The following is a 19090-nucleotide window of genomic DNA, read 5'->3' as shown; positions in this document are numbered from 1 at the left end:
TGATCAACCGCGCTAACTTGGGTATGGAAGTAATGCACGAGCGCAATGCTCACAACTTCCCGCTTGATTTGGCTGCTGGTGAAACAACTCCCGTAGCTTTGGTTGCTCCTTCTATAAACGGTTAATTTTTAACTTGAGATTAACAAAAAGCGCTCCTAGAAATAGGGGCGCTTTTTGTTTGGGGAAAATCTAATTTAGCACTACTAATGCTTGGCAAAAGTTGGCTTACAGTTTACCTAAATAAATTTTTATCTGACCCTTTATGGACAACGACAAAAATTATTGAGATAGTTATAAAGTTCGCGAAATAAGGGACATTTTTTCTGGACTTCATTTGGATCGATTTCCCTCAATAGCAAAGGAGTATGATTTCCTTTAGAAAAGCGTGCTTTATCGCGATCGAGTTCATCTTGAACACTTGACTCAATTAAATATTCTGATATTTTTTCTCGACAGCAATCTTTTTCAGCATCGTATTCACTAAATGCTTCTGGATTCTCAAAAGAAACTTTTCTTTGTGTACTTAGCCACCAACGCATCCGTTCATGTCTTTTGCCTCGACGAAAATCTGAATGTTTAGCTATTGAATTATTCCAATCAGCAATAATCCAAGCTTCGATTTCCGGCGCGGCAAACCCAACAAATTTTTCGATGTCAGCACATTCGGGTATTTTTGATAACTCTGCCAATATTTTTGATTTTTGTGTCTGAGAATCGCGGCAATCCAAATCGTCAAAAACTAAAATCAAGTCGCATTTATTTGCTTCCGCTTTTAAGGCGATCGGTAATTCTTGCTTTATTTGCTCGATTAAGCTTTGACCTGTTCTTCCATAACTACCTGCTCTATTAGCTTTAGGGCCGGGTTTTTGGCGAACTGGTGTTTTTCGTTCAAATCTACAGCCCGGAAAAGTTTTTTCTAAAAAAGGAAAGAATCCTCTAACCTCAACCTCACCGCCACCAGAGAAAACCCACACTACCACGGCCATCCTCCAATACTTGGATCACCAACACGGTATAAGTCGCCCAATTGCCATCCCTCTTCAAGTTTTGGCTTCAGCAGTTCTTTTGAAAGAGATTTGACTGAGAAATACGTTCTGTTTTCGGGATAAAAACAAAGAACATTCTCTAAACGATCGGTAAAGTGATCTAAAAGGTCGGGACTATGCGTGGTAATAATTATCTGAGTTCTGGTGGCAGCTTTTTTAATCCACTCAGCTAAAATTGGCATCCACGAGACGTGCAATCCTAATTCAGGTTCATCAATGACTATCAAAGAAGGAAGAAGTGGAGAATGTAATATAGTTGCCCAACAAAGCATCCTGACAGTTCCATCCGACATTTCATTTAGGTAGAATGCTTCATCATCAATACCTTCAAAATACCATTCTACAGTGAGAGATAGGCGACCAGAAGGTAAAGCTCTAAGGCGACGAGTTTTTGGCAGGATGGACTTCATTGCCTCGTTAATGCTATCTTCAAAATTGATAGATTTTTGGTTTAAATTGTACAATACTAAAGGCAGATTATCTCCCGATGCAGATAAGTAAATATCACTTCCACCTATTTTAGGTTCGGCGGTTCTAATTGAATTCAAATTCATGTTATTGGCATTATAAAATTGCCATTTTGAAATAAATTCAATTAATTCTCTTCTAATTTTGTAAATAGGTGTAGTTTCTGGTGGTAATAGACTATTTTCAAGCAGTGTCGGAATTGTCAATAAACCAAAGGAATTGGTAGGAATGTTATCTAAAGGTTCAAACTGAGTTGGCTCTTGACCGAGAGACTTGTAAACAGATAAAACTCCTTGCCCTAATTCTCTGTTATGCAATTTATAGTAATAGAAAGGTTGCCTGCTGGAAGTTTCCTGCAAATCTTCTCCGCCATATAGATATTCTTCAGAGATGCTCGCCCTTACTTTTTGTCTATCGGTATAAAGTTTGAAATCAAGAATTGCGCTGTCTTTTTGAAGATTACCAGTGTGGTTAATTTGCGAAAAACAACAAGCTATACTGACCTTGGCTGGACTTTCAACATTGACATCTAAAATTCTACCACCACCAATTTTAGAAATAGCATCCTCAAAACTACTCACGTCCCGATTTGCGTCAGGAATAGCTATTAGGCAATCTTTTAAAAATTTTAAACAACTGATGAAATTGCTTTTGCCTGAACCGTTTGAGCCGATAAATATATTAAGGTTGTTTAAATTTACAGATGGATCTAAGTGCAGATTTTTATAATTCTTTGTTGTCAAAAATCGAATAATTGGTTGATTCATACGATCGCTCCGGTTATACTTCAGAAAGTTAGGGTAGGCAAGATGCCTACCCTACAATAATTTAAAATTTGCACCTACAGCTAATAGCCGATCGCCAAATCTAAAATTTATCTAAAAATTAAAAGGTGAAAAATTAATTTTTCACCTTTTAACTCTCGATTTTGGATTAGCCGTTACCGAACAAACTTCTTGAATGCCAGTGTGACGTTGTGGCCGCCAAATCCAAAAGAATTCGACAGCGCCACATCAACTTTTAGATCGCGACTTGTATGAGGAACATAGTCCAAATCGCACTCAGGATCGGGATTTTCCAGATTAATTGTTGGCGGGATTTTGTCATTGGCGATCGACATTACCGTCGCCACCGCCTCAATTCCCCCAGAACCGCCCAAAAGATGGCCGGTCATTGACTTGGTAGAACTAATTGCTACTTTGTAAGCATGGTCTCCCAAAGTCTTTTTAATCGCTTTCGTTTCCGTAGAATCGTTGGGAAGCGTGCTTGTGCCGTGAGCGTTGATATAGCTCACCATATCCGGCGTCAAACCCCCATCCTTGAGCGCTAAAGCCATTGCCCGCGACGCACCCTCTCCCCCCGGTACCGGAGAAGTCATGTGATAGGCATCGCAAGTTAAACCGTAGCCGACGATTTCTGCGTAAATCTTCGCGCCACGCGCCAGAGCGTGTTCCATTTCTTCTAGAATTAGAATGCCAGCACCTTCGCCGACGACAAAACCATCACGATCGCGATCGAACGGACGGCAAGCATGAGTCGGGTCATCATTGCGAGTCGAAAGCGCCCTCGCCGCAGCAAAACCCGCCACGCACAAAGGTGTCACCGCAGCTTCTGTACCGCCACAAATCATGGCTTGGGCGTAACCCGCCTGAACTAAGCGAAACGCATCGCCCACGGCATTTGACCCGGCAGCGCAGGCCGTCACCGTGCAAGAGTTTGGCCCCTTAGCACCCGTTTGAATCGCCGTCAGGCCCGCGGCCATATTCGCAATCATCATGGGAATCATAAACGGGCTGCACCGATCTGGGCCGCGAGTCAGATAGATCTCTTGCTGATCTTCCAAAACCTTTAAGCCACCAATGCCAGTGCCAAGAATGACACCCACCTGTTCTGCGTTCAGGTCATTAATCTCCAACTTTGCATCAGCAACAGCTTGTTTGCTCGCTGACACCCCAAATTGAGCAAAGCGATCCATCCGCTTTGCTTCCTTGCGCTCTAAATAGTCGTGTGGGTCGTAACCCTTCACCTCTGCGGCAAAGCGGCAGTCGTGCCGCGACGGGTCGAATAAGGTGATCGGGCCTATACCATTCTTCCCGGCAAGCAACCCGTCCCAATATTCGGACAAGGTATTGCCGATCGGTGTAATCGCGCCTAGACCCGTGATAACAACGCGCTTACGCTCTAAATTTGTCATGATTTCAGTTTCAAAAAATTAAACACCCAGAACGCAGAACTAAAGAGGAGTTTCCAGTTTTATAACTTCTCTCCTCTTAGGGGAAAAGACAGGTATTTTATGCTTTTGGAGCTGCAAGTTGGCTGCTGATGTAATCTACACAAGCTTGAACCGTAGTAATTCCTTCGGCTGCTTCGTCGGGAATTTCAATATCAAACTCTTCTTCCAAGGCCATTACCAGCTCTACTGTATCTAAGGAATCTGCTCCTAAATCATTAGCAAAGTTGGCTTCCGGCTTGACTTCGCTCAGCTCGACTTCCAGTTGCTCTTTCACAATTTTCTGGACTCTAGCAAAAATGTCGTCTTGGCTCATAACATCGTGTCCTCATTGGTTGCTGCGTATCTAATCTTATCCGAAAGGGGGATCTGCAGGACAAAGGCTGGCCGCTTTTCTAAGTGACACGGGCCAGGGACAATTGGGACACGGACGATCGCAGCAACTCTAGGACTCAGGCAAAAAAACCCAATAGCCCAAAATCAATCATCTCGTTTAGCCACCTGATAACGTTGAGGAAGCGGATTTTTGGTCGATGGTGCGTCAGTCATCAACTCAAAATGCTTGAGAAAAGCTGACAATTGGCTCTTAGCTAGGCGGTGATCGGTTAATTATAAAGAGGGAAAACTAAGCAGGAAGCCTCCCGACTTCGATCGCTCAAGTTTCTTTTCCCGAACCTTGTGTCCCCAGCAGAAACGATTATGCCATCCCCAAATCTCAAATATGCTTACTTTCCCGGTTGTGTCGCCCAAGGGGCCGCCCGCGAACTTTACCTGTCTACCCAAGCACTGACTCAAGCCTTGGGTATTGAACTGGTGGAACTAAAGAAAGCTTCCTGCTGCGGTTCTGGCACTTTCAAGGAAGATTCGCAGTTACTCGAAGATACTGTCAACGCCCGCAATATTGCTTTGGCAGAGCAACTTAATCTGCCTTTACTCACGCATTGCAGCACTTGTCAAGGGGTAATCGGTCATGTGGACGATCGCCTCAAGGATTGCCAGAAAACCGATCCCAACTACATAGAAAAAGTCAACGGTTTACTGGAAAAACAAGGCTGTTCGCCTTATCAAGGCAGTACCGAGGTGAAACATCTGTTATGGGCGATCGTTGCAGATTACGGCCTAGAGGAGGTGCAGAAGCGAGTCACCCGCAAGCTTTCGGGTTTGAAGTGCGCGTCTTTTTACGGGTGCTATCTGCTGCGAGCTCAGGATAAGCTGCTTTACGATGACCCGCACCAACCGGAATCGATGGAAAATGTGTTTCGGGCGATCGGGGCAACTCCGGTTTACTATCGAGGGCGGACGCAGTGCTGCGGCTGGCCCTTGGCGAGTTATGCCACTAACCAATCTTTTCAGATGGCAGGCAAACATATTCAAGATGCTCTTGACAATGGCGCTGATTGTATGGTAACGCCTTGTCCGCTTTGTCACTTGAATTTGGATTCGCGACAGCCGGAGGTGGAAAAAGTAATAGGGCGCAAGTTGGGTTTGCCCGTGTTGCATTTGTCGCAATTGGTGGCTTTGGCTTTGGGTGTGGAGCCGAAAAAACTAGGACTCGATCGACATATTGTGTCAACTAAGCCCGTGTTAGAAAAATTAGGCTTTTAGTCGATCTATTTGCACAGATTTGTAGTAAAGAAGTCCGTCCTTGATAACTCCCCTCTAACCACAGACTTGCTCAGTAGGAACCTACTTTGATAAGACTCTCCGCGTGAATAACTGTGAAGTTTTGTCGCTTTTTCGCGAAGTGCTTCCAGGCACTGCGGTAGACTAACCTTTAATTCTCTGTGCAGGCTATAGCGGTGGCACTTCGCCGTCAAATCTGTTCACTCGCAGAGGCAGCAAATTTTTAGTGACTCGTTGGGAGCCTTTATTCAATGTCTCATTCAGTCAAAATTTACGATACTTGCATCGGCTGCACTCAATGCGTCCGCGCTTGTCCGACTGACGTTTTGGAGATGGTGCCCTGGGATGGCTGCAAAGCAGCTCAGATTGCCTCATCTCCCCGCACCGAAGACTGTGTAGGCTGCAAGCGGTGCGAAACTGCTTGCCCCACCGATTTTCTGAGCATCCGGGTTTACCTGGGAGCAGAAACTACTCGCAGTATGGGTCTAGCCTACTAAATATCGATCGACACACCGATCGAATTACGGGTACAAAAGAGGGGGCGATTAAATTGCCCCCTCTTTTTTGTCGCGGAATCTGCATTCTGGGGCCGGAAGAAGGTAAAAATGATAAAACTTGAGTTTTATTGCGATCGCTAAGCAGGAGTAGTACGTTAAATGTGCGGAATCGTTGGCTATATCGGCACGCAAGCAGCAAGCGAGATTTTGCTAGCAGGATTAGAGAAACTAGAATACCGGGGCTACGATTCAGCGGGCCTCGCTACCATCTCCGAAGGAGAAATTACCTGCATCCGAGCCAAGGGCAAATTGCACAACCTCCGGGAAAAGTTAGCAGAGATAGACTCTCTGGCTCCCATCGGCATCGGACACACCCGCTGGGCAACTCACGGCAAACCAGAGGAATATAACGCTCACCCTCACCTAGATAATAGCGGGCGAATTGCGGTAGTTCAAAATGGAATTGTCGAAAATTATCGCGAGTTGCGGGAAGAATTGAAAGCAAAGGGACATAAATTTGTCTCCGATACCGATACAGAAGTTATTCCTCATTTAATAGCTGAATTCCTGAAAGAAGCAAGAAGGGAGAAAGAAGAACAAAAAAATAAAAAAACAGAGAAAATTGCTGATTTATCGTTCTTGGAAACGGTTTTAAAGGCGGTAAATAAATTAGAAGGAGCTTTTGCAATCGCCGTTATTTGTGCAGATTTTCCAGAGGAAATTATTGTCGCCAGACAGCAAGCTCCTTTGGTGATTGGCTTTGGTGCTGGCGAATTTTTCTGTGCTTCCGACACGCCCGCCTTAGTATCTCACACCCGCACTGTTTTGTCCTTGGAAAATGGCGAATTGGCAAGGCTAACTTCGATGGGAGTCGAAGTTTACAGCTTTGCAGGAGAAAGGCTAAAAAAAAGCCCGCGCATCCTTGGTTGGAGTCCTGTTTTAGTCGAAAAACAAGGCTTCAAACACTTCATGCACAAGGAGATTTACGAACAGCCAGCCGTAGTCCGAGCTTGTTTAGAGGCTTACTTAGACAGCGATTGGCAGCCAGGAAATCCGCGCTCTCCCATCAACCTCAACTTGCCCAATGAACTTTGCGCTGATGTCGAACAAGTTTCGATTCTCGCCTGCGGAACGAGCTGGCACGCCTCGCTAATTGGCAAATATTTGTTGGAACAATTAGCTAATATTCCGACTGCGGTGCAGTACGCTTCTGAGTACCGCTACGCACCGGCACCGCTGACAGCAAATACTTTAACTATTGGGGTAACTCAGTCGGGAGAAACGGCGGACACGCTGGCTGCTTTGGGGATGGAACAGCAGCGCCGCGCGGGTTTTACTGATAAATTCCGGGCGAGAATGTTAGGCATTACTAACAGGACTGAAAGTTCTATCGCCCACATGATGCCACAGGTAATCAACACCCACGCTGGTATAGAAATCGGCGTTGCTGCCACTAAAACTTTTGTCACTCAGTTGATGGCCTTCTATTTCTTAGCTTTGGATTTGGCGCACCAGCGGCAAACAATCAGCACGGAGAGATTGGCAGAAATTATTACGGGTTTGCGCCAGTTACCCGCAGAAATTGAGAAGTTTTTGGAGATTCAAGAACAGTATGTGGAGGAATTGTCCCACCAGTTTACAGACACCCAAGATTTTATATTTTTGGGAAGGGGAATTAACTTTCCGATTGCTTTGGAAGGGGCGCTGAAACTGAAGGAAATTAGCTACATTCACGCCGAAGGATATCCGGCGGGAGAGATGAAACACGGCCCGATCGCCCTTTTGGATGCGAAAGTGCCTGTAGTGGCGATCGCCATGCCCGGAAGCGTCTACGAAAAGGTGCTTTCCAACGCTCAGGAAGCGAAGGCGCGTGACGCCCGTTTAATTGGCGTTACACCCAAGCAAGGTGCGGCGGAAGCCGATATTTTTGACCACATTTTGCCGGTGCCTTTGGTGGATGAATTGTTGTCACCGATTGTGACAGTGATTCCGCTGCAATTGTTGGCTTATCACATTGCAGCCCGTCGGGGTTTGGATGTGGATCAGCCACGTAATTTGGCTAAGTCTGTGACGGTAGAATAAAAGAATTCAGTTGCCAGTTGGCAGTTGACAGTTGACAGTTGACTGTTGACTGTTAGCTGTTAGCAGTTGTTATTGGTTATTTGTTATTTGTTATCAATAACCTTCCAGACTCAAACTCCAATGCCCGATGCCCGATGCCCGATGCCCGATGCCCGATGCCCGATCGCCTATTCCCTCTGGCTGACTCCGCAAATTGCGGCTAACAGCAACCAGCTTGTAGTATTGACTCGAAAATCAAACAGCGTCACATCTACAGTGTTAAAAAGCGTACAGGCGGCGAAGGCTAATAAATAACTGAAAAAAATTAGGCGATCGGTTGCTCTTACATCTTGACAAACTACCTGATTTTTGCTAATAATTATAGACTGTTGATTGATCACTAAAGCATTTTCCGCTTGTTCCTGTGTTGTTATTTGCTCGTGTTTAATATCCCCAGAAAAAAGCGGCAAATTCGCTAGCACCAAAACACCTCTAGCCAAAACCCAACCAACTAAACTAAACAAAAAAAGCGTTGCGGGTATTCCCGTTTCCGCAGTCAACATCAGTATCAAACTGTGAGGATGACCGAGCCATTCTTGCATCTGAGCTTGATAGAGAGGCGTAAAATTTCGCAATCCCCAACCAGTCCAAGGACGCTGCTGAGTCATCGACCAAGCAAATTCCCACTGAGTTTTTCTTAAAGTAGCTGTCGGTCTATTTGGGAACATCTCGTCGGTGAGTCTCGCCCAGAAAAAAGCCGGGATAATTCTTTGCAAATACTGCCGTAAAGGCTCCGGGCCAAAGGCAGACAAAAAAACTGTGCTAGCCACACTCAAAACCGCAGCTAATAATTTTTTATAACCTGCATAAAGTGCAAAAGCCAAAACTGCCAAAACTGCCAGTCCCCAAGCATTGCGAGAATTAGTAAAAATCAAAGCAACAGCATTTCCGATCACTGCCAAACTTAAAAATAGGAATTGGGAATTGGGCATTGGGCATTGGGCATTGGGTATTGGTAAGCGGTGATGACTGACAACTGCCAACTGACAACTGCCAACTGACAACTGACTTCTGACTTCTGACATCCACAGTCCCAGTGCTAAAATAAAAGCAATTGTCAGATAGCAAGCTAAAATATTAGCGTACATAAATACAGAAGCCATACGGCCGGGGGGATTGCCTTGGGATGCCAGTACCCAGCCAAAAACAGGCTGCAATTGATCGATGCCGTTCCAGCCTAAAAATTGCTGTCCCAGACCTAAAATTATCACTGGAATTGAACTAATTACAATCATCCAAGACAATTGCCATAATTGAGCAGAAGTTTGAATTAAACTGCTGAAAGCGGCAAACAATATAAAAAACGGCAAGAAATTGTACAACCCTATAAAAGCCTCGATGCGGTTGTGGGCAAAAACGGCTGTGATGACTAGCAGCGCGCTCAGAATTGCGAATCCTCGATTCAACGGGCGGCGACTAATTTGACGGAACTTTTGTTTGCAAGTGCCGGCCAATGCCAGGAATAAACCTAAAGCTCCCAAAATCGGAATTAAGGGAAAAATCAGCATCCCCACTTGGGCGAAATTCCAAGGGATTTGCAGGTGGGGATCTGGATGTTTTTGGAGACGAGACTTGAGATTTTCGGCTGTCTGTTTGGCAGCTAATTTCAAGCGATTTTTGATATTCACCCACACTCCCAATCTCAAATCTAAAATCTACAATTTACCATCGTTAAGCTAGTTCCCAAACGCATTCCGATCGCGTTAATCGAATTTGAGCTAGGGCAAAAATAGTCGGGATAATGCGACCGTAGTTCGTGGAAATCGATCGCCAACCCAAATCCGCTAAAAACCAAGTCCACATCACCGGGCCAACCAACGAAAATACACTCCGCGTTGCACCGTAACGAGCCGCACTCACCGCCATACCACGCCGCGCCGTCTGAATTGCGACATAATTTTGAAACTGGGTTGCGGCAGTTGCAGTGCCTGCAAGCACTCCTTGTTTTGCCATTTGATAGGTGGCAAAATGCAGCGCAAATTGATTTGCCATTAGTTTGAGCAGCATTGGTTTTAAGATGGAACTAACAGCTAAAGCGCTGCCGCCTTTGAACAGTAAACCCAGCGGGTCTTTTTCAGCAGAAATTGGCAGGGGTTCTGAGAGTTTAGAATCAACGATCGCTCGCTGTACGCGCAGTGTCAGCGCTTGCTGTTCGTCTGCTGGTAAACGCTTCCACGCGCGACCCATTAAGTGCAGAAATACTTCTGCCTCTAAGTCGGTGGTTGACAACTGTCTGGGATAAGGGATTTTGAGATAGCGACAAACTTGAATTAGTGCTTGTCTGTAAGTTACTTGTTGGCTTCGCCCTCGGAGTACCGTCAACCCGTCCGCTGCAAGATAGCGAAACCGCTGTTCTACGGCGTCGATCCATGCTTCGCGATCGCGACTTTGTACATCTATCGGTGCGGGGGTTTGCACATAATCTAAAGGGTTAAACTTGCGGCTGAACAGAAGTTCTGTTAGTTGCTGCAATTCTTCTTCTGTTGTCAATTCGAGTGCTACTCTGAGTTCGTCCAAAATTTTGCCCTCCCGTATTCGATTTTAGATTTTAGATTTTAGATTTTAGATTGCTGCTGATTGACAACCAGTGGGATTTAGTATTTACCTACAGTGGCTTTTTTTATTTTGTCTTAATCATGGATTCGTGCTGTCCCTTATTCTACTACCTGGCGCAGGACGATCGACAGGCTTTGCACAAAATATCCGACTGCTAGAAGCCATAACCTCAGCAGCTACATTGATAAGCGGACGCGCATCTAAATTTTAGAGTCAAGTTTGGGGTGTCCCGCCCGCCCTAAAAATACAATTTAGATGCCTAACCGCAAACCCGGAAACCCTCGGTACGTCTGCAACCCCGCAGCTTGAGGAGTCAAACCGTCGCCCTGAACCCCCACTATTTTATTCGCTATAAACAAAAGAAAAATAATTTAGTGTAGTTCTGTTCAAAAATGTCAGTTAATCCTATAATAAGTTTGGGTTTTTTAGAAAAAAGTAAATGATGTCTTCTTCTGTCGCACCGTCTTTTTTGCAGGGATATTGGCAAGATACTTTCAATCTCAAGCAGCATCTACAGGATTTTTTAAACTTAGATTTAGAAACAATTGAACAAGAGTTGGCACTCGGTCAACAATCCCTAAAAGAAATAGGTCATCGGGATTTTGATTGGGAAAAAGCTAGCGAGTTTTATCGCGAGGGAGTCGGACAAGCTTACCTATTTGACCTCGGAGCTTGGCATATGTCCAATCAGGATTACATAGGAGGTACTTTAACATTAATATCAGATATGGCTGTCGGTCGAGTTTTAGATTTTGGCGGCGGTATTGGCACTCATGCTATTGCAGCAGCTCTTTGTCCTCAAGTAGAACAAGTAGTCTATTGCGATCTTAACCCCATAAATTGCAATTTTGTTCAAAGCCGAGCTGCTAAGTTAGGATTGAGTGAGAAAATTTCTTGTAGTCTGGAAGTATCTCCCACAGAGGTTTTCGATACGATTATTTGTTTAGATGTGATGGAACATTTAGTCAATCCCAGTCAGCAACTGATGGATTTTCACCAAATGCTGGCTCCGTCAGGGAAGATTATCCTTAACTGGTATTTCTTTAAAGGTTTTAATCAAGAATTTCCTTTTCATTTAGAAGATAAGCAAGAGATGAACACATTTTTTAGTAAACTTCAGTCTAATTATATGGAGGTTTTTCACCCTCATTTAATCACCGCTCGTTGCTATCGCAAATTAACTGCAAGTTAAGAAATCAGCTTAAGGCTTATTTCCTAGAAAAAGTCCGGTAAGTAATGTATCTGAAAGTCCAATTATGTTCGATGTTGCGGTGATTGGTGCGGGTATGGCGGGGCTCAGTTGCGCTCAACGGTTGCGTCAAGCTGGTTATTCTGTGGCTGTTGTTGAGAAATCTCGGGGCGCGGGGGGGCGTGTTGCTACCCGCCGCGTACAGGGTACTAGGGCCGATCACGGGGCGCGATATCTGGAACCGCAGGGGGATGCGGTGCAGGGGTTAATTGAGGCTTTGGTCGATCGCCACATCCTCACACTCTGGACTGATACAGTCTGGGAATTCAGACAGGGAAAACTTTCTACTATTCCTCGTTGTTGTTATGTCGCACCTGCAGGTATGAATGCTATCGGTAAGTATTTGGCCCAGGATTTAGAGATTTGGTTTGGCCGCCGCCTACAAGCTATTTCTACTACAGATAACCAAATGTGGCATCTTTCCCTAGAAGTCACTGACAGCAATTTAGAGACACCTCAAGAATTGATTGCTAAGGCTGTGGTTGTGGCAATTCCTGCTCCTCAAGCTTTAATGTTTTTGAATTATGAAATTGGTTTAAAATCTGATTTTATTGACAAATTGCGCTCTGTGGAGTACGACCCTTGCATTACGGTTATGGCTGGCTATTCTGCGACAAAACAACAAGATTTAAGTAATCTAAATCCCCAGTGGAAATCTGTTTCTTTTCCCGATAATTCTGATTTAGCTTGGGTTGGTTTAGATAGCAGCAAGCGGCTTGAGTCCCAGCAAGCGGTGTTTGTGGTTCACAGCAGCGCAAATTTTGCAGAACGCTATTTAGAAGCTGCTGATTTGGATACTGTCGGTCATGAATTGCTCGATCGCACTTCTGAATATTTAATCCCTTGGCTGAAAGAGCCAGAATGGTTGCAGGTTCACCGCTGGCGCTATGCTTTTTGTCGAAATCCTTTGCCTGTTTCTTGTTTGCCTGCTGGGGGGAATTTGCCGCTGGTTTGTGCGGGGGATTTGTGCGGGGAAGGTCAAATAGAGGCTGCTTTGCGATCGGGTTTGGCGGCGGCTAATTGGGTGAATTCTCAGTTGCAAAATTTGCCATTAGATTCCAGCCTAAATTGGTAATATGGCTACAGTTAAGGTATCGATTTTGCCTCTAACGCTATGGCCATCCCGTCTGGGTTTAGCCCCGAAGATTACCTTGCCCTCGAACGTGATCATACCGTCCGGCATGAATATCGGCGCGGTTTGGTGTACGCGATGGCGGGAGTAGCGATGACCACAGCCGTCTCTGTATTAATTTTATAACTGCGATTAACCTTCACCTGCGCGATATAGTTATGAAAAATCCATCTAACTCCTTACAAAAAAATGGAAAAATGGTGTAATCTCCCACTTTTTCAAATTTTTATTTTTGTGCTGTTGTCTGCTGTTTAGACTCTTGTTCTTGCATCTGCAATAACTCGGGAACTGTTACGAAACTGTACCCTTCCTTTCTCAATCGAGCAATAATATCCGGCAAAGCTTTGACAGTTCTTGCTCGATTGCCGCCACCGTCGTGCATCAGCACAATACCGCCGGAATTTGCCTGCCTCATCACGTTCTCGATTAAAGACTCCGTAAGAGTGCGCCAATCAAAAGAATCAGCAGACCAAATCACAACTGCATAATTTTTCTTTTGAGCGTAAGCTGTCAATCCATTGTTTAAAATGCCTCCGGGCGGCCGGAACATCGATGTTTGGATGCCGGTCAAGTCCTCAATTAAGGATGAAGTGCGATCGATCTCGCGAGCAGCACCGTCTTCGTTATACTGAAGGTATTCATGGCTCCAACTGTGATTGCCGATCGCGTGACCGGCTTCTGCGACCTGTTTGCCAATTTCGGGAGAATTTTGCAGGTATTTTCCTACCCAGAAGAATGTAGCCTTAATATTATTTTCCTTGAGAATATCTAGGATTTGTGTAGTTGTTTTTGGCCAGGGGCCGTCGTCAAATGTCAGGGCGATCGCCTTGTGCTGGGAGTCGAGTTTCGCGTGACGAATGGTTGTACCTTGAAACTGCGACGGTACGGCTGATTGAAATCGGATTGCCTGCAATTGGGTTAGAGCATTTTGGGAAAAGTCAACTCGATGGGCGATCGCCTCGGAGAACTTATTAATATTGGACATCGGCGGTTGTTCTTGCGACTGGGATACGGCCAAGACTTGCGCCTGAATCGGTTGCAATGGCTGACTGGCCCGCAAGTTAATGGGCCATGTCACACCCAGCAGAAAACTTCCTGTTGCTGCCATAAAAGCAATGATTAAAGTTTTTCGCCGCCTCCACAGCAGTTTCAATTTTGTCACGTTATTCTCTCCTTCACACGTTATACAGTTAATTTGAGATTTTATGTTGATATCAAGTTAATCCACTTAAGAGGATAATCTTAAATTGGACAGTCCGTAAAAATGCTACTGGAAATAACCGATCGTGGGGAAGTCCATCCGGATAAAAAAAAATTAAGATTTGTACGCCAGAAATCCCCTAACCCATGAAAACGCGGGATGGTTGAAGTTTTTCCCCAGCCAGGGGGACGGCGCTCAAATCGGATTCATGGCACGATATTGTGAGGGAGTCAGCCCGCATCGCCCCACGTCCCTACCTGACACTGCAAGTTGGTTTAACGTCAGATGTTGCACTATTGTCAATAAGCTTTTTAGGAACAGGCAAGATGCCTGTTCCACAAGAAAATCTAGTCTTTGTGGAACAGGCATCTTGCCTGTTCTTGAGAATAGTGCAAGATGTGAGGTTAACCGCATTTGATATGAGGGCGATCGCGCGCCCCCAGCGTCGTAAAATTAACTTTTAAGGCCGATTCTCTCGTTGTACAAGCCGACAATCTGATCGATAACTTCGGCAACAGTCAGATTGTCTGTTTGAATTTCCACAGCATCAGCCGCTTTACGCAAAGGTGCAACCTCGCGGGTGCTGTCTTTTTCGTCCCGCAGGGCGATGTCTTGTTCCAATTGCGCCAAGCTAGTATTAGCCCGATCGCTATCTTTAAGTTCTAACAGCCGCCTGCGCGATCGCTCTTGTACTGAAGCCGTCAAAAAAATCTTCAGTTCTGCATCAGGAAACACGTTAGTGCCGATATCGCGGCCTTCTGCTATAATCCCGCCTTTTGTGCCGCACCGCCGCTGTTCCTCCAGCAGAAACTGTCGCACGGCGGGAATTGCCGCCATTTCCGAGACGCGGGATGTCACTTCCAAACTGCGAATTGCCTCGGTTACGTCTTCACCATTAATCTTCAACATCTTTGATGCGGGATCGAGGTTGTATTCCAAATAACTGGAACTGATTAATTCGGCGATCGCGCATTCGTCGGAAATCGGTGTTTCTGTTTTCAATGCCAGCCAAGTCAGCGCCCGATACATCGCGCCGGTATCCAGATAAAACAAGTTCAAAGCTGTTGCTGCAAGGCGAGTTACGGTAGATTTGCCAGCTCCCGCCGGGCCGTCGATCGCCACAATGGGCCGGCGATTCCTGAGAATTATATTGTCAATCAAACGAGTAGAGCCAACTCTGGCGGCCACGGCTAAAAGTCCCGCTGTTTCCACAACCTGCAAGGGCGTCAAAGTGTCGGGATGGAGGAGTTCGGCGTATTCGAGCTTTACTGCGGGTTCTTCTAGGAATGCTGCGTGGGCTGCAGCGAGTGCGGCTGCTGCGGTGCGGTCGCCTGAAGAAAAAGTTTTCGAGGCTTGTTGCAGCGCGCGGTAGAGTACGGAGGCTTGCTGTTTTTGCTCTGCTGTTAAATACTGATTGCGAGAACTCATTGCCAGTCCCGACTCTTCGCGGACGATCGGACAAGCGACGATCTCTACAGGCAAGTTAAAATCCAAGACCAGCTTCCGAATAATTGCTAGCTGCTGGGCGTCTTTTTGACCGAAATAAGCTTTTGTCGGCTGCACCAAACTCAAAAGTTTAGTAACAATTGCCGCGACGCCCTGAAAATGACCTGGCCTTGCTTTGCCGCACAAAACCGATGTCATCGCCGGTGGCGGCACTACTTGAGTTAAGGATGAAAGGTGAATCTCTATCTGTTTTTGGGCGGTTTGCTCTGTTTCTGTACGCGCGGCGAAGCTATCCCGTAAGGAATCGAGCGCTTGGTTGCCGAACATTTCCTTTGCTGAGGGAGCAAATATGGCATCAACCCCAACTTGTTCGCACAACAGCCGGTCTTGCTCGATATTCCGAGGATAATCTTGAAAATCCTCTGTCGGCCCAAATTGCAGCGGGTTGACAAAAATGCTGACCAGGGCGATCGCATTTTCTTGCTTTGCCCGCTGGATCAAGCTGAGATGCCCTGCGTGCAAAGCTCCCATCGTCGGCACCAAACCGACTGTCAAATGAGGTGCAGTAGATTTTTGTGAATTTAAGTAGCAGCGAAGTGCTGCAATGGTAGTAAACAGGCGCACCGGTAGAATCTCCTGAAGGCATTCGGCAGAAGGCAGAATTTGTTTGTCGGAATTTGTTCGACTTGACATCTTGCATCATCCTCAAGAACAGGCAAGATGCCTGTTCCACAAAGAATAGTGCAAGATGTCAGTTTTATCTCACATCTTGCACCATTCTCAAGAACAGGCATCTTGCCTGTTCCTAAACAAGTAATTGAGAATGGTGCAAGATGTCAGTTTTATTCTACTTTCTGCCTTCTACACTTCGGATAACTTTTGTATTCGGCCTTAGACTACCGTTCAGCGTCCAACAGTTGTTTGCTGCGGCGGTTCGATCACTTCGATTTCCACTCTGGCTACGCCACTGCTGATCATTCCTAGCACGTTGGCGGCGCCGGCGGACAAGTCAATGAGCCGATCGCCCACATAGGGGCCGCGGTCATTAATGCGGACGACTACGGTGCGGCCGTTGTCGAGATTTCTCACCATGACTCTCGTTCCAAAAGGCAAATTTGGGTGGGCTGCGGTCAAATCATTTTGGTTGAAACGCTCGCCGCTGGCGCTGAGGTTGCCATCAAATCCCGGGCCGTACCAGGAAGCCCAGCCGCTGAGGCGCACTTGAACTGGGCCCAGAGACAGCACGGGGGGTTCTGGTTGGGGTTTGCCTGCGACTTCTTCGAGGGGTGGGGCGTTGCCCAGAAGCCGGCGGAGGCGATTGGTTGCTTGCAGGGCGTCTCGGCTAAAGTTGCTGGTGGTGTCGGGGAGGATTGTTTCGGCGTTGATGTTTACCAAGTCCTCGCCGTTTGCCTGGATAATGTAGCGATCGCCTTTTTCCCACTTCACGGTAATGCTATTGGGATCGATGTTGTTGCGGGCTAGCTGATTGAGTCTTGCTGCTAAGCTTGATGCCCGCCAAACTGGATCGGGTTCTTGGTTGCTAGAGTTGCTGGCAATGTTTCCGACTTTGGGATTGTCTTTTGCGCCCGCTACTTTTGACGGACTGCTAGCACCGGCTTGGCTGTTGCCAGTTTCTCCCAAAGGCGTGTTTTTTTCCGGATTCGCGTTCAGAAAGGTGATGACTGGAATGTTTCGCACGTAGACTGTCGCTGCTTGTCGCCCGCCTAAGTCGTGGGGCTGAATTTTGGCGATCGAGTCTCGGGCAATTTCAGCTCTTGCTTGATACTGATACTGTCCGACTTTTTGCGCTTCGACCCGAGTAGCGTTTAACTGCCGGGACGCTTGGGTGGCAATTACTTGCTCGGAAACCTGAGAGTTTTGGTTGTCGGCACCTGTTGCTTGTGCGTGACAAGAGGATGCCGTTCCTACCATAGGAACTAACAGGACAGCGAGTAGACCACCAACAAATTTTTCCTTCATACGTCCATTTTTGTGAATAGCCATTGCCAACCGAGATTGGAGGATTGGCCATTTGGCGGCGGGCATCAAGGATTTCTCTCTTGCCCTTCGCCATTCCCCCGTGAGTCAAAGCAAAGTATCCGGGTGCGTTTTTGCTTTAATGCTCCTACCCAAAAAAAATTGGCGGAAACTTCCCTGACACTTGACAACTCATACTCGATTCGCAATTTGTGTTTTGTTCACGAACTGCAACAGACTACCACAAACTTTTGTGCTTGGGGATCGCTGGGATCGCGATTTTCACCAAATCTTCATCAAATTTTCTCAAAACTCTCTATCATAAAATCCTTTAGTGCCAGCGGTTACAGCCGTTTCAGCCATTACGGAAAAATTTACAAAAATTTACAAAACTTTAGTGTATTTTGTGGGCTGCGGAATGGCTAGTCTTAAAAAAGCTGTTTGTCAACTGTTATGGGAATAAACTAAAAATTAGAAGAAATCGATTTGGCGGACTTATGGATTATCGAGAAGCAGGTGTGGATGTTGAGGCGGGCAGAGCTTTTGTCTCGCGCATCGGGAGTATGGTTAAGAGCACGCACCGATCGGGAGTTTTGGGCGGATTCGGCGGGTTTAGCGGGTTTTTCAGCGTTCCGGAGGGTTTAAAAGAGCCGATTATGGTTTCGGGTACTGACGGCGTTGGGACTAAGTTGAAATTGGCCCACAATCTCGATCGGCACGACACGGTAGGTATCGACTTGGTGGCGATGTGCGTCAACGACGTGCTGACATCCGGGGCCGAACCCCTCTTTTTTCTCGATTATTTAGCCACGGGAAAGTTAAATCCCGAACAATTAGCTGCGGTGGTGGCCGGGATTGCTGACGGTTGCAAGCAAGCGGGCTGTGCTTTACTCGGAGGGGAAACGGCAGAAATGCCCGGTTTTTACCAAGCGGGTGAGTACGATTTGGCGGGGTTTTGTGTGGGAATTGTCGAAAAGAGCAAATTGTTGGACGGTTCGCGGGTGCAGGTGGGAGATGTGGCTGTGGGGCTGGCCAGTTCGGGCGTGCACAGCAACGGTTTTAGTTTGGTGAGAAAAATTGCGGGCGATTTAGGTTTTGATTGGAATTCCCAACCCGAAAAGTTAGGTGGCAAAACTTTAGGAGAAGTGCTGCTGACTCCGACTACAATTTATGTTAAACCAGTTCTCGAAGCAATTAAGAGCGGTCTAGAAATTCACGGCATGGCTCACATTACGGGCGGCGGTTTGCCGGAAAATTTTCCCCGCTGTTTGGGAGTTAATCAATCTGTGAAAATTGACAGCAATAGCTGGCCAAATTTGCCAATTTTCCAGTGGATTGCTGAAGCGGGCCAAGTTGCCACAGCCGATATGTTCAATACTTTTAATATGGGGATTGGCTTTGTGCTGTTGCTTGATTCCAGGGAAGTAGAACAGGCTGTTAAATGGTTTGAATCTCAGGGAATTGGTGCTTGGGCGATCGGGGAAGTGATTGAGGGGAACGGAGAATTGATCATGGATAACGGTTAATTGGTAATTAGTAGAAAG

Annotated in this window: 18 protein-coding genes; 9 read left to right on the top strand and 9 right to left on the bottom strand. The window is 46.3% G+C overall.

What is annotated here, in order from left to right; all coding sequences use genetic code 11:
* Positions 1-125 (top strand): photosystem II protein D1 (locus Q5691_RS11580; RefSeq protein WP_333041841.1); only part of this gene is annotated, 125 nt, incomplete at its 5' end.
* A 135-nt stretch (positions 126-260) separates the two neighbouring features.
* Here the strand turns inward: Q5691_RS11580 and Q5691_RS11575 are convergent.
* The 4 genes from Q5691_RS11575 to acpP all read right to left on the bottom strand — a co-directional run bounded on the left by Q5691_RS11575 (position 261) and on the right by acpP (position 4060).
* Positions 261-986, bottom strand: coding sequence for a DUF4276 family protein (locus Q5691_RS11575; protein ID WP_333344920.1), 726 nt, complete (start codon positions 984-986; stop codon positions 261-263).
* Positions 974-2281, bottom strand: a complete 1308-nt coding sequence (locus Q5691_RS11570; RefSeq protein WP_333213718.1) for an AAA family ATPase — start codon at positions 2279-2281, stop codon at positions 974-976. Before Q5691_RS11570 ends, Q5691_RS11575 begins: the two co-directional genes overlap by 13 nt.
* A gap of 173 nt (positions 2282-2454) precedes the next feature.
* Positions 2455-3708 carry a beta-ketoacyl-ACP synthase II gene (gene fabF / locus Q5691_RS11565; RefSeq protein WP_333213717.1) on the bottom strand — a complete coding sequence of 418 codons (1254 nt, stop codon included), beginning with the start codon at positions 3706-3708 and terminating at the stop codon, positions 2455-2457.
* A gap of 97 nt (positions 3709-3805) precedes the next feature.
* Entirely contained in the window at positions 3806-4060 is a 255-nt protein-coding gene (gene acpP / locus Q5691_RS11560) for an acyl carrier protein (protein WP_333082619.1), read from the bottom strand.
* Between the two features lie 383 nt (positions 4061-4443).
* Between acpP and Q5691_RS11555 the strand changes: the two genes are divergently transcribed.
* From Q5691_RS11555 to glmS, 3 genes are all read left to right on the top strand, one after another.
* Positions 4444-5349 carry a CoB--CoM heterodisulfide reductase iron-sulfur subunit B family protein gene (locus Q5691_RS11555; protein ID WP_333344918.1) on the top strand — a complete coding sequence of 302 codons (906 nt, stop codon included), beginning with the start codon at positions 4444-4446 and terminating at the stop codon, positions 5347-5349.
* A gap of 269 nt (positions 5350-5618) precedes the next feature.
* Positions 5619-5864, top strand: coding sequence for a photosystem I iron-sulfur center protein PsaC (gene psaC / locus Q5691_RS11550; protein ID WP_015175986.1), 246 nt, complete (start codon positions 5619-5621; stop codon positions 5862-5864).
* A 159-nt stretch (positions 5865-6023) separates the two neighbouring features.
* On the top strand, positions 6024-7946 hold the full coding sequence (glmS, locus tag Q5691_RS11545) for a glutamine--fructose-6-phosphate transaminase (isomerizing) (RefSeq protein ID WP_333344916.1): 1923 nt from the start codon (positions 6024-6026) through the stop codon (positions 7944-7946).
* 167 nt (positions 7947-8113) lie between these two features.
* Here glmS and Q5691_RS11540 read toward each other — a convergent pair whose 3' ends face one another.
* Positions 8114-9613, bottom strand: a complete 1500-nt coding sequence (locus Q5691_RS11540; RefSeq protein WP_333213708.1) for an O-antigen ligase family protein — start codon at positions 9611-9613, stop codon at positions 8114-8116.
* A 43-nt stretch (positions 9614-9656) separates the two neighbouring features.
* Positions 9657-10502, bottom strand: coding sequence for a YaaW family protein (locus Q5691_RS11535; RefSeq protein WP_333213706.1), 846 nt, complete (start codon positions 10500-10502; stop codon positions 9657-9659).
* 478 nt (positions 10503-10980) lie between these two features.
* Here Q5691_RS11535 and Q5691_RS11530 point away from each other — a divergent pair, with 478 nt between their 5' ends.
* The 3 genes from Q5691_RS11530 to Q5691_RS11520 all read left to right on the top strand — a co-directional run bounded on the left by Q5691_RS11530 (position 10981) and on the right by Q5691_RS11520 (position 13048).
* Positions 10981-11733, top strand: a complete 753-nt coding sequence (locus Q5691_RS11530; protein WP_333213704.1) for a methyltransferase domain-containing protein — start codon at positions 10981-10983, stop codon at positions 11731-11733.
* A 64-nt stretch (positions 11734-11797) separates the two neighbouring features.
* Positions 11798-12865, top strand: coding sequence for an FAD-dependent oxidoreductase (locus Q5691_RS11525; RefSeq protein ID WP_333344913.1), 1068 nt, complete (start codon positions 11798-11800; stop codon positions 12863-12865).
* A gap of 39 nt (positions 12866-12904) precedes the next feature.
* The gene (locus tag Q5691_RS11520; protein ID WP_333167512.1) at positions 12905-13048 is read left to right on the top strand and encodes a hypothetical protein; all 144 of its coding nucleotides are present in this window, start codon (positions 12905-12907) and stop codon (positions 13046-13048) included.
* A gap of 100 nt (positions 13049-13148) precedes the next feature.
* Here the strand turns inward: Q5691_RS11520 and Q5691_RS11515 are convergent, their stop codons facing one another.
* The gene (locus tag Q5691_RS11515; RefSeq protein ID WP_333213700.1) at positions 13149-14084 is read right to left on the bottom strand and encodes a polysaccharide deacetylase family protein; all 936 of its coding nucleotides are present in this window, start codon (positions 14082-14084) and stop codon (positions 13149-13151) included.
* Positions 14085-14449: 365 nt separating this feature from the next.
* Here Q5691_RS11515 and Q5691_RS11510 point away from each other — a divergent pair, with 365 nt between their 5' ends.
* Positions 14450-14587 carry a hypothetical protein gene (locus Q5691_RS11510; RefSeq protein WP_333213698.1) on the top strand — a complete coding sequence of 46 codons (138 nt, stop codon included), beginning with the start codon at positions 14450-14452 and terminating at the stop codon, positions 14585-14587.
* On the opposite strand, the gene Q5691_RS11505 is transcribed toward Q5691_RS11510, so the two are convergent.
* Positions 14577-16193, bottom strand: a complete 1617-nt coding sequence (locus Q5691_RS11505; protein WP_333311489.1) for a bifunctional pantoate--beta-alanine ligase/(d)CMP kinase — start codon at positions 16191-16193, stop codon at positions 14577-14579. The two genes, Q5691_RS11510 and Q5691_RS11505, sit on opposite strands and share 11 nt — an antisense overlap.
* Before the next feature lie 279 nt (positions 16194-16472).
* Positions 16473-17615 (bottom strand): septal ring lytic transglycosylase RlpA family protein, encoded by a 1143-nt coding sequence (locus Q5691_RS11500; RefSeq protein WP_333213697.1) that lies wholly within the window; start codon positions 17613-17615, stop codon positions 16473-16475.
* Between the two features lie 428 nt (positions 17616-18043).
* Here Q5691_RS11500 and purM point away from each other — a divergent pair, with 428 nt between their 5' ends.
* Positions 18044-19072: a phosphoribosylformylglycinamidine cyclo-ligase gene (gene purM / locus Q5691_RS11495; RefSeq protein ID WP_333213695.1), complete on the top strand. Its 1029-nt coding sequence runs from the start codon at positions 18044-18046 to the stop codon at positions 19070-19072.
* The last annotated feature ends 18 nt before the right edge of the window (positions 19073-19090 follow it).

The organism is Microcoleus sp. w1-18aA5, from assembly GCF_036701705.1.
Taxonomy (GTDB): Bacteria; Cyanobacteriota; Cyanobacteriia; order Cyanobacteriales; family Microcoleaceae; genus Microcoleus.
The sequence above is the reverse complement of the archived record's forward strand: the minus strand, read 5'-3'. Positions and strand labels throughout refer to the sequence as shown.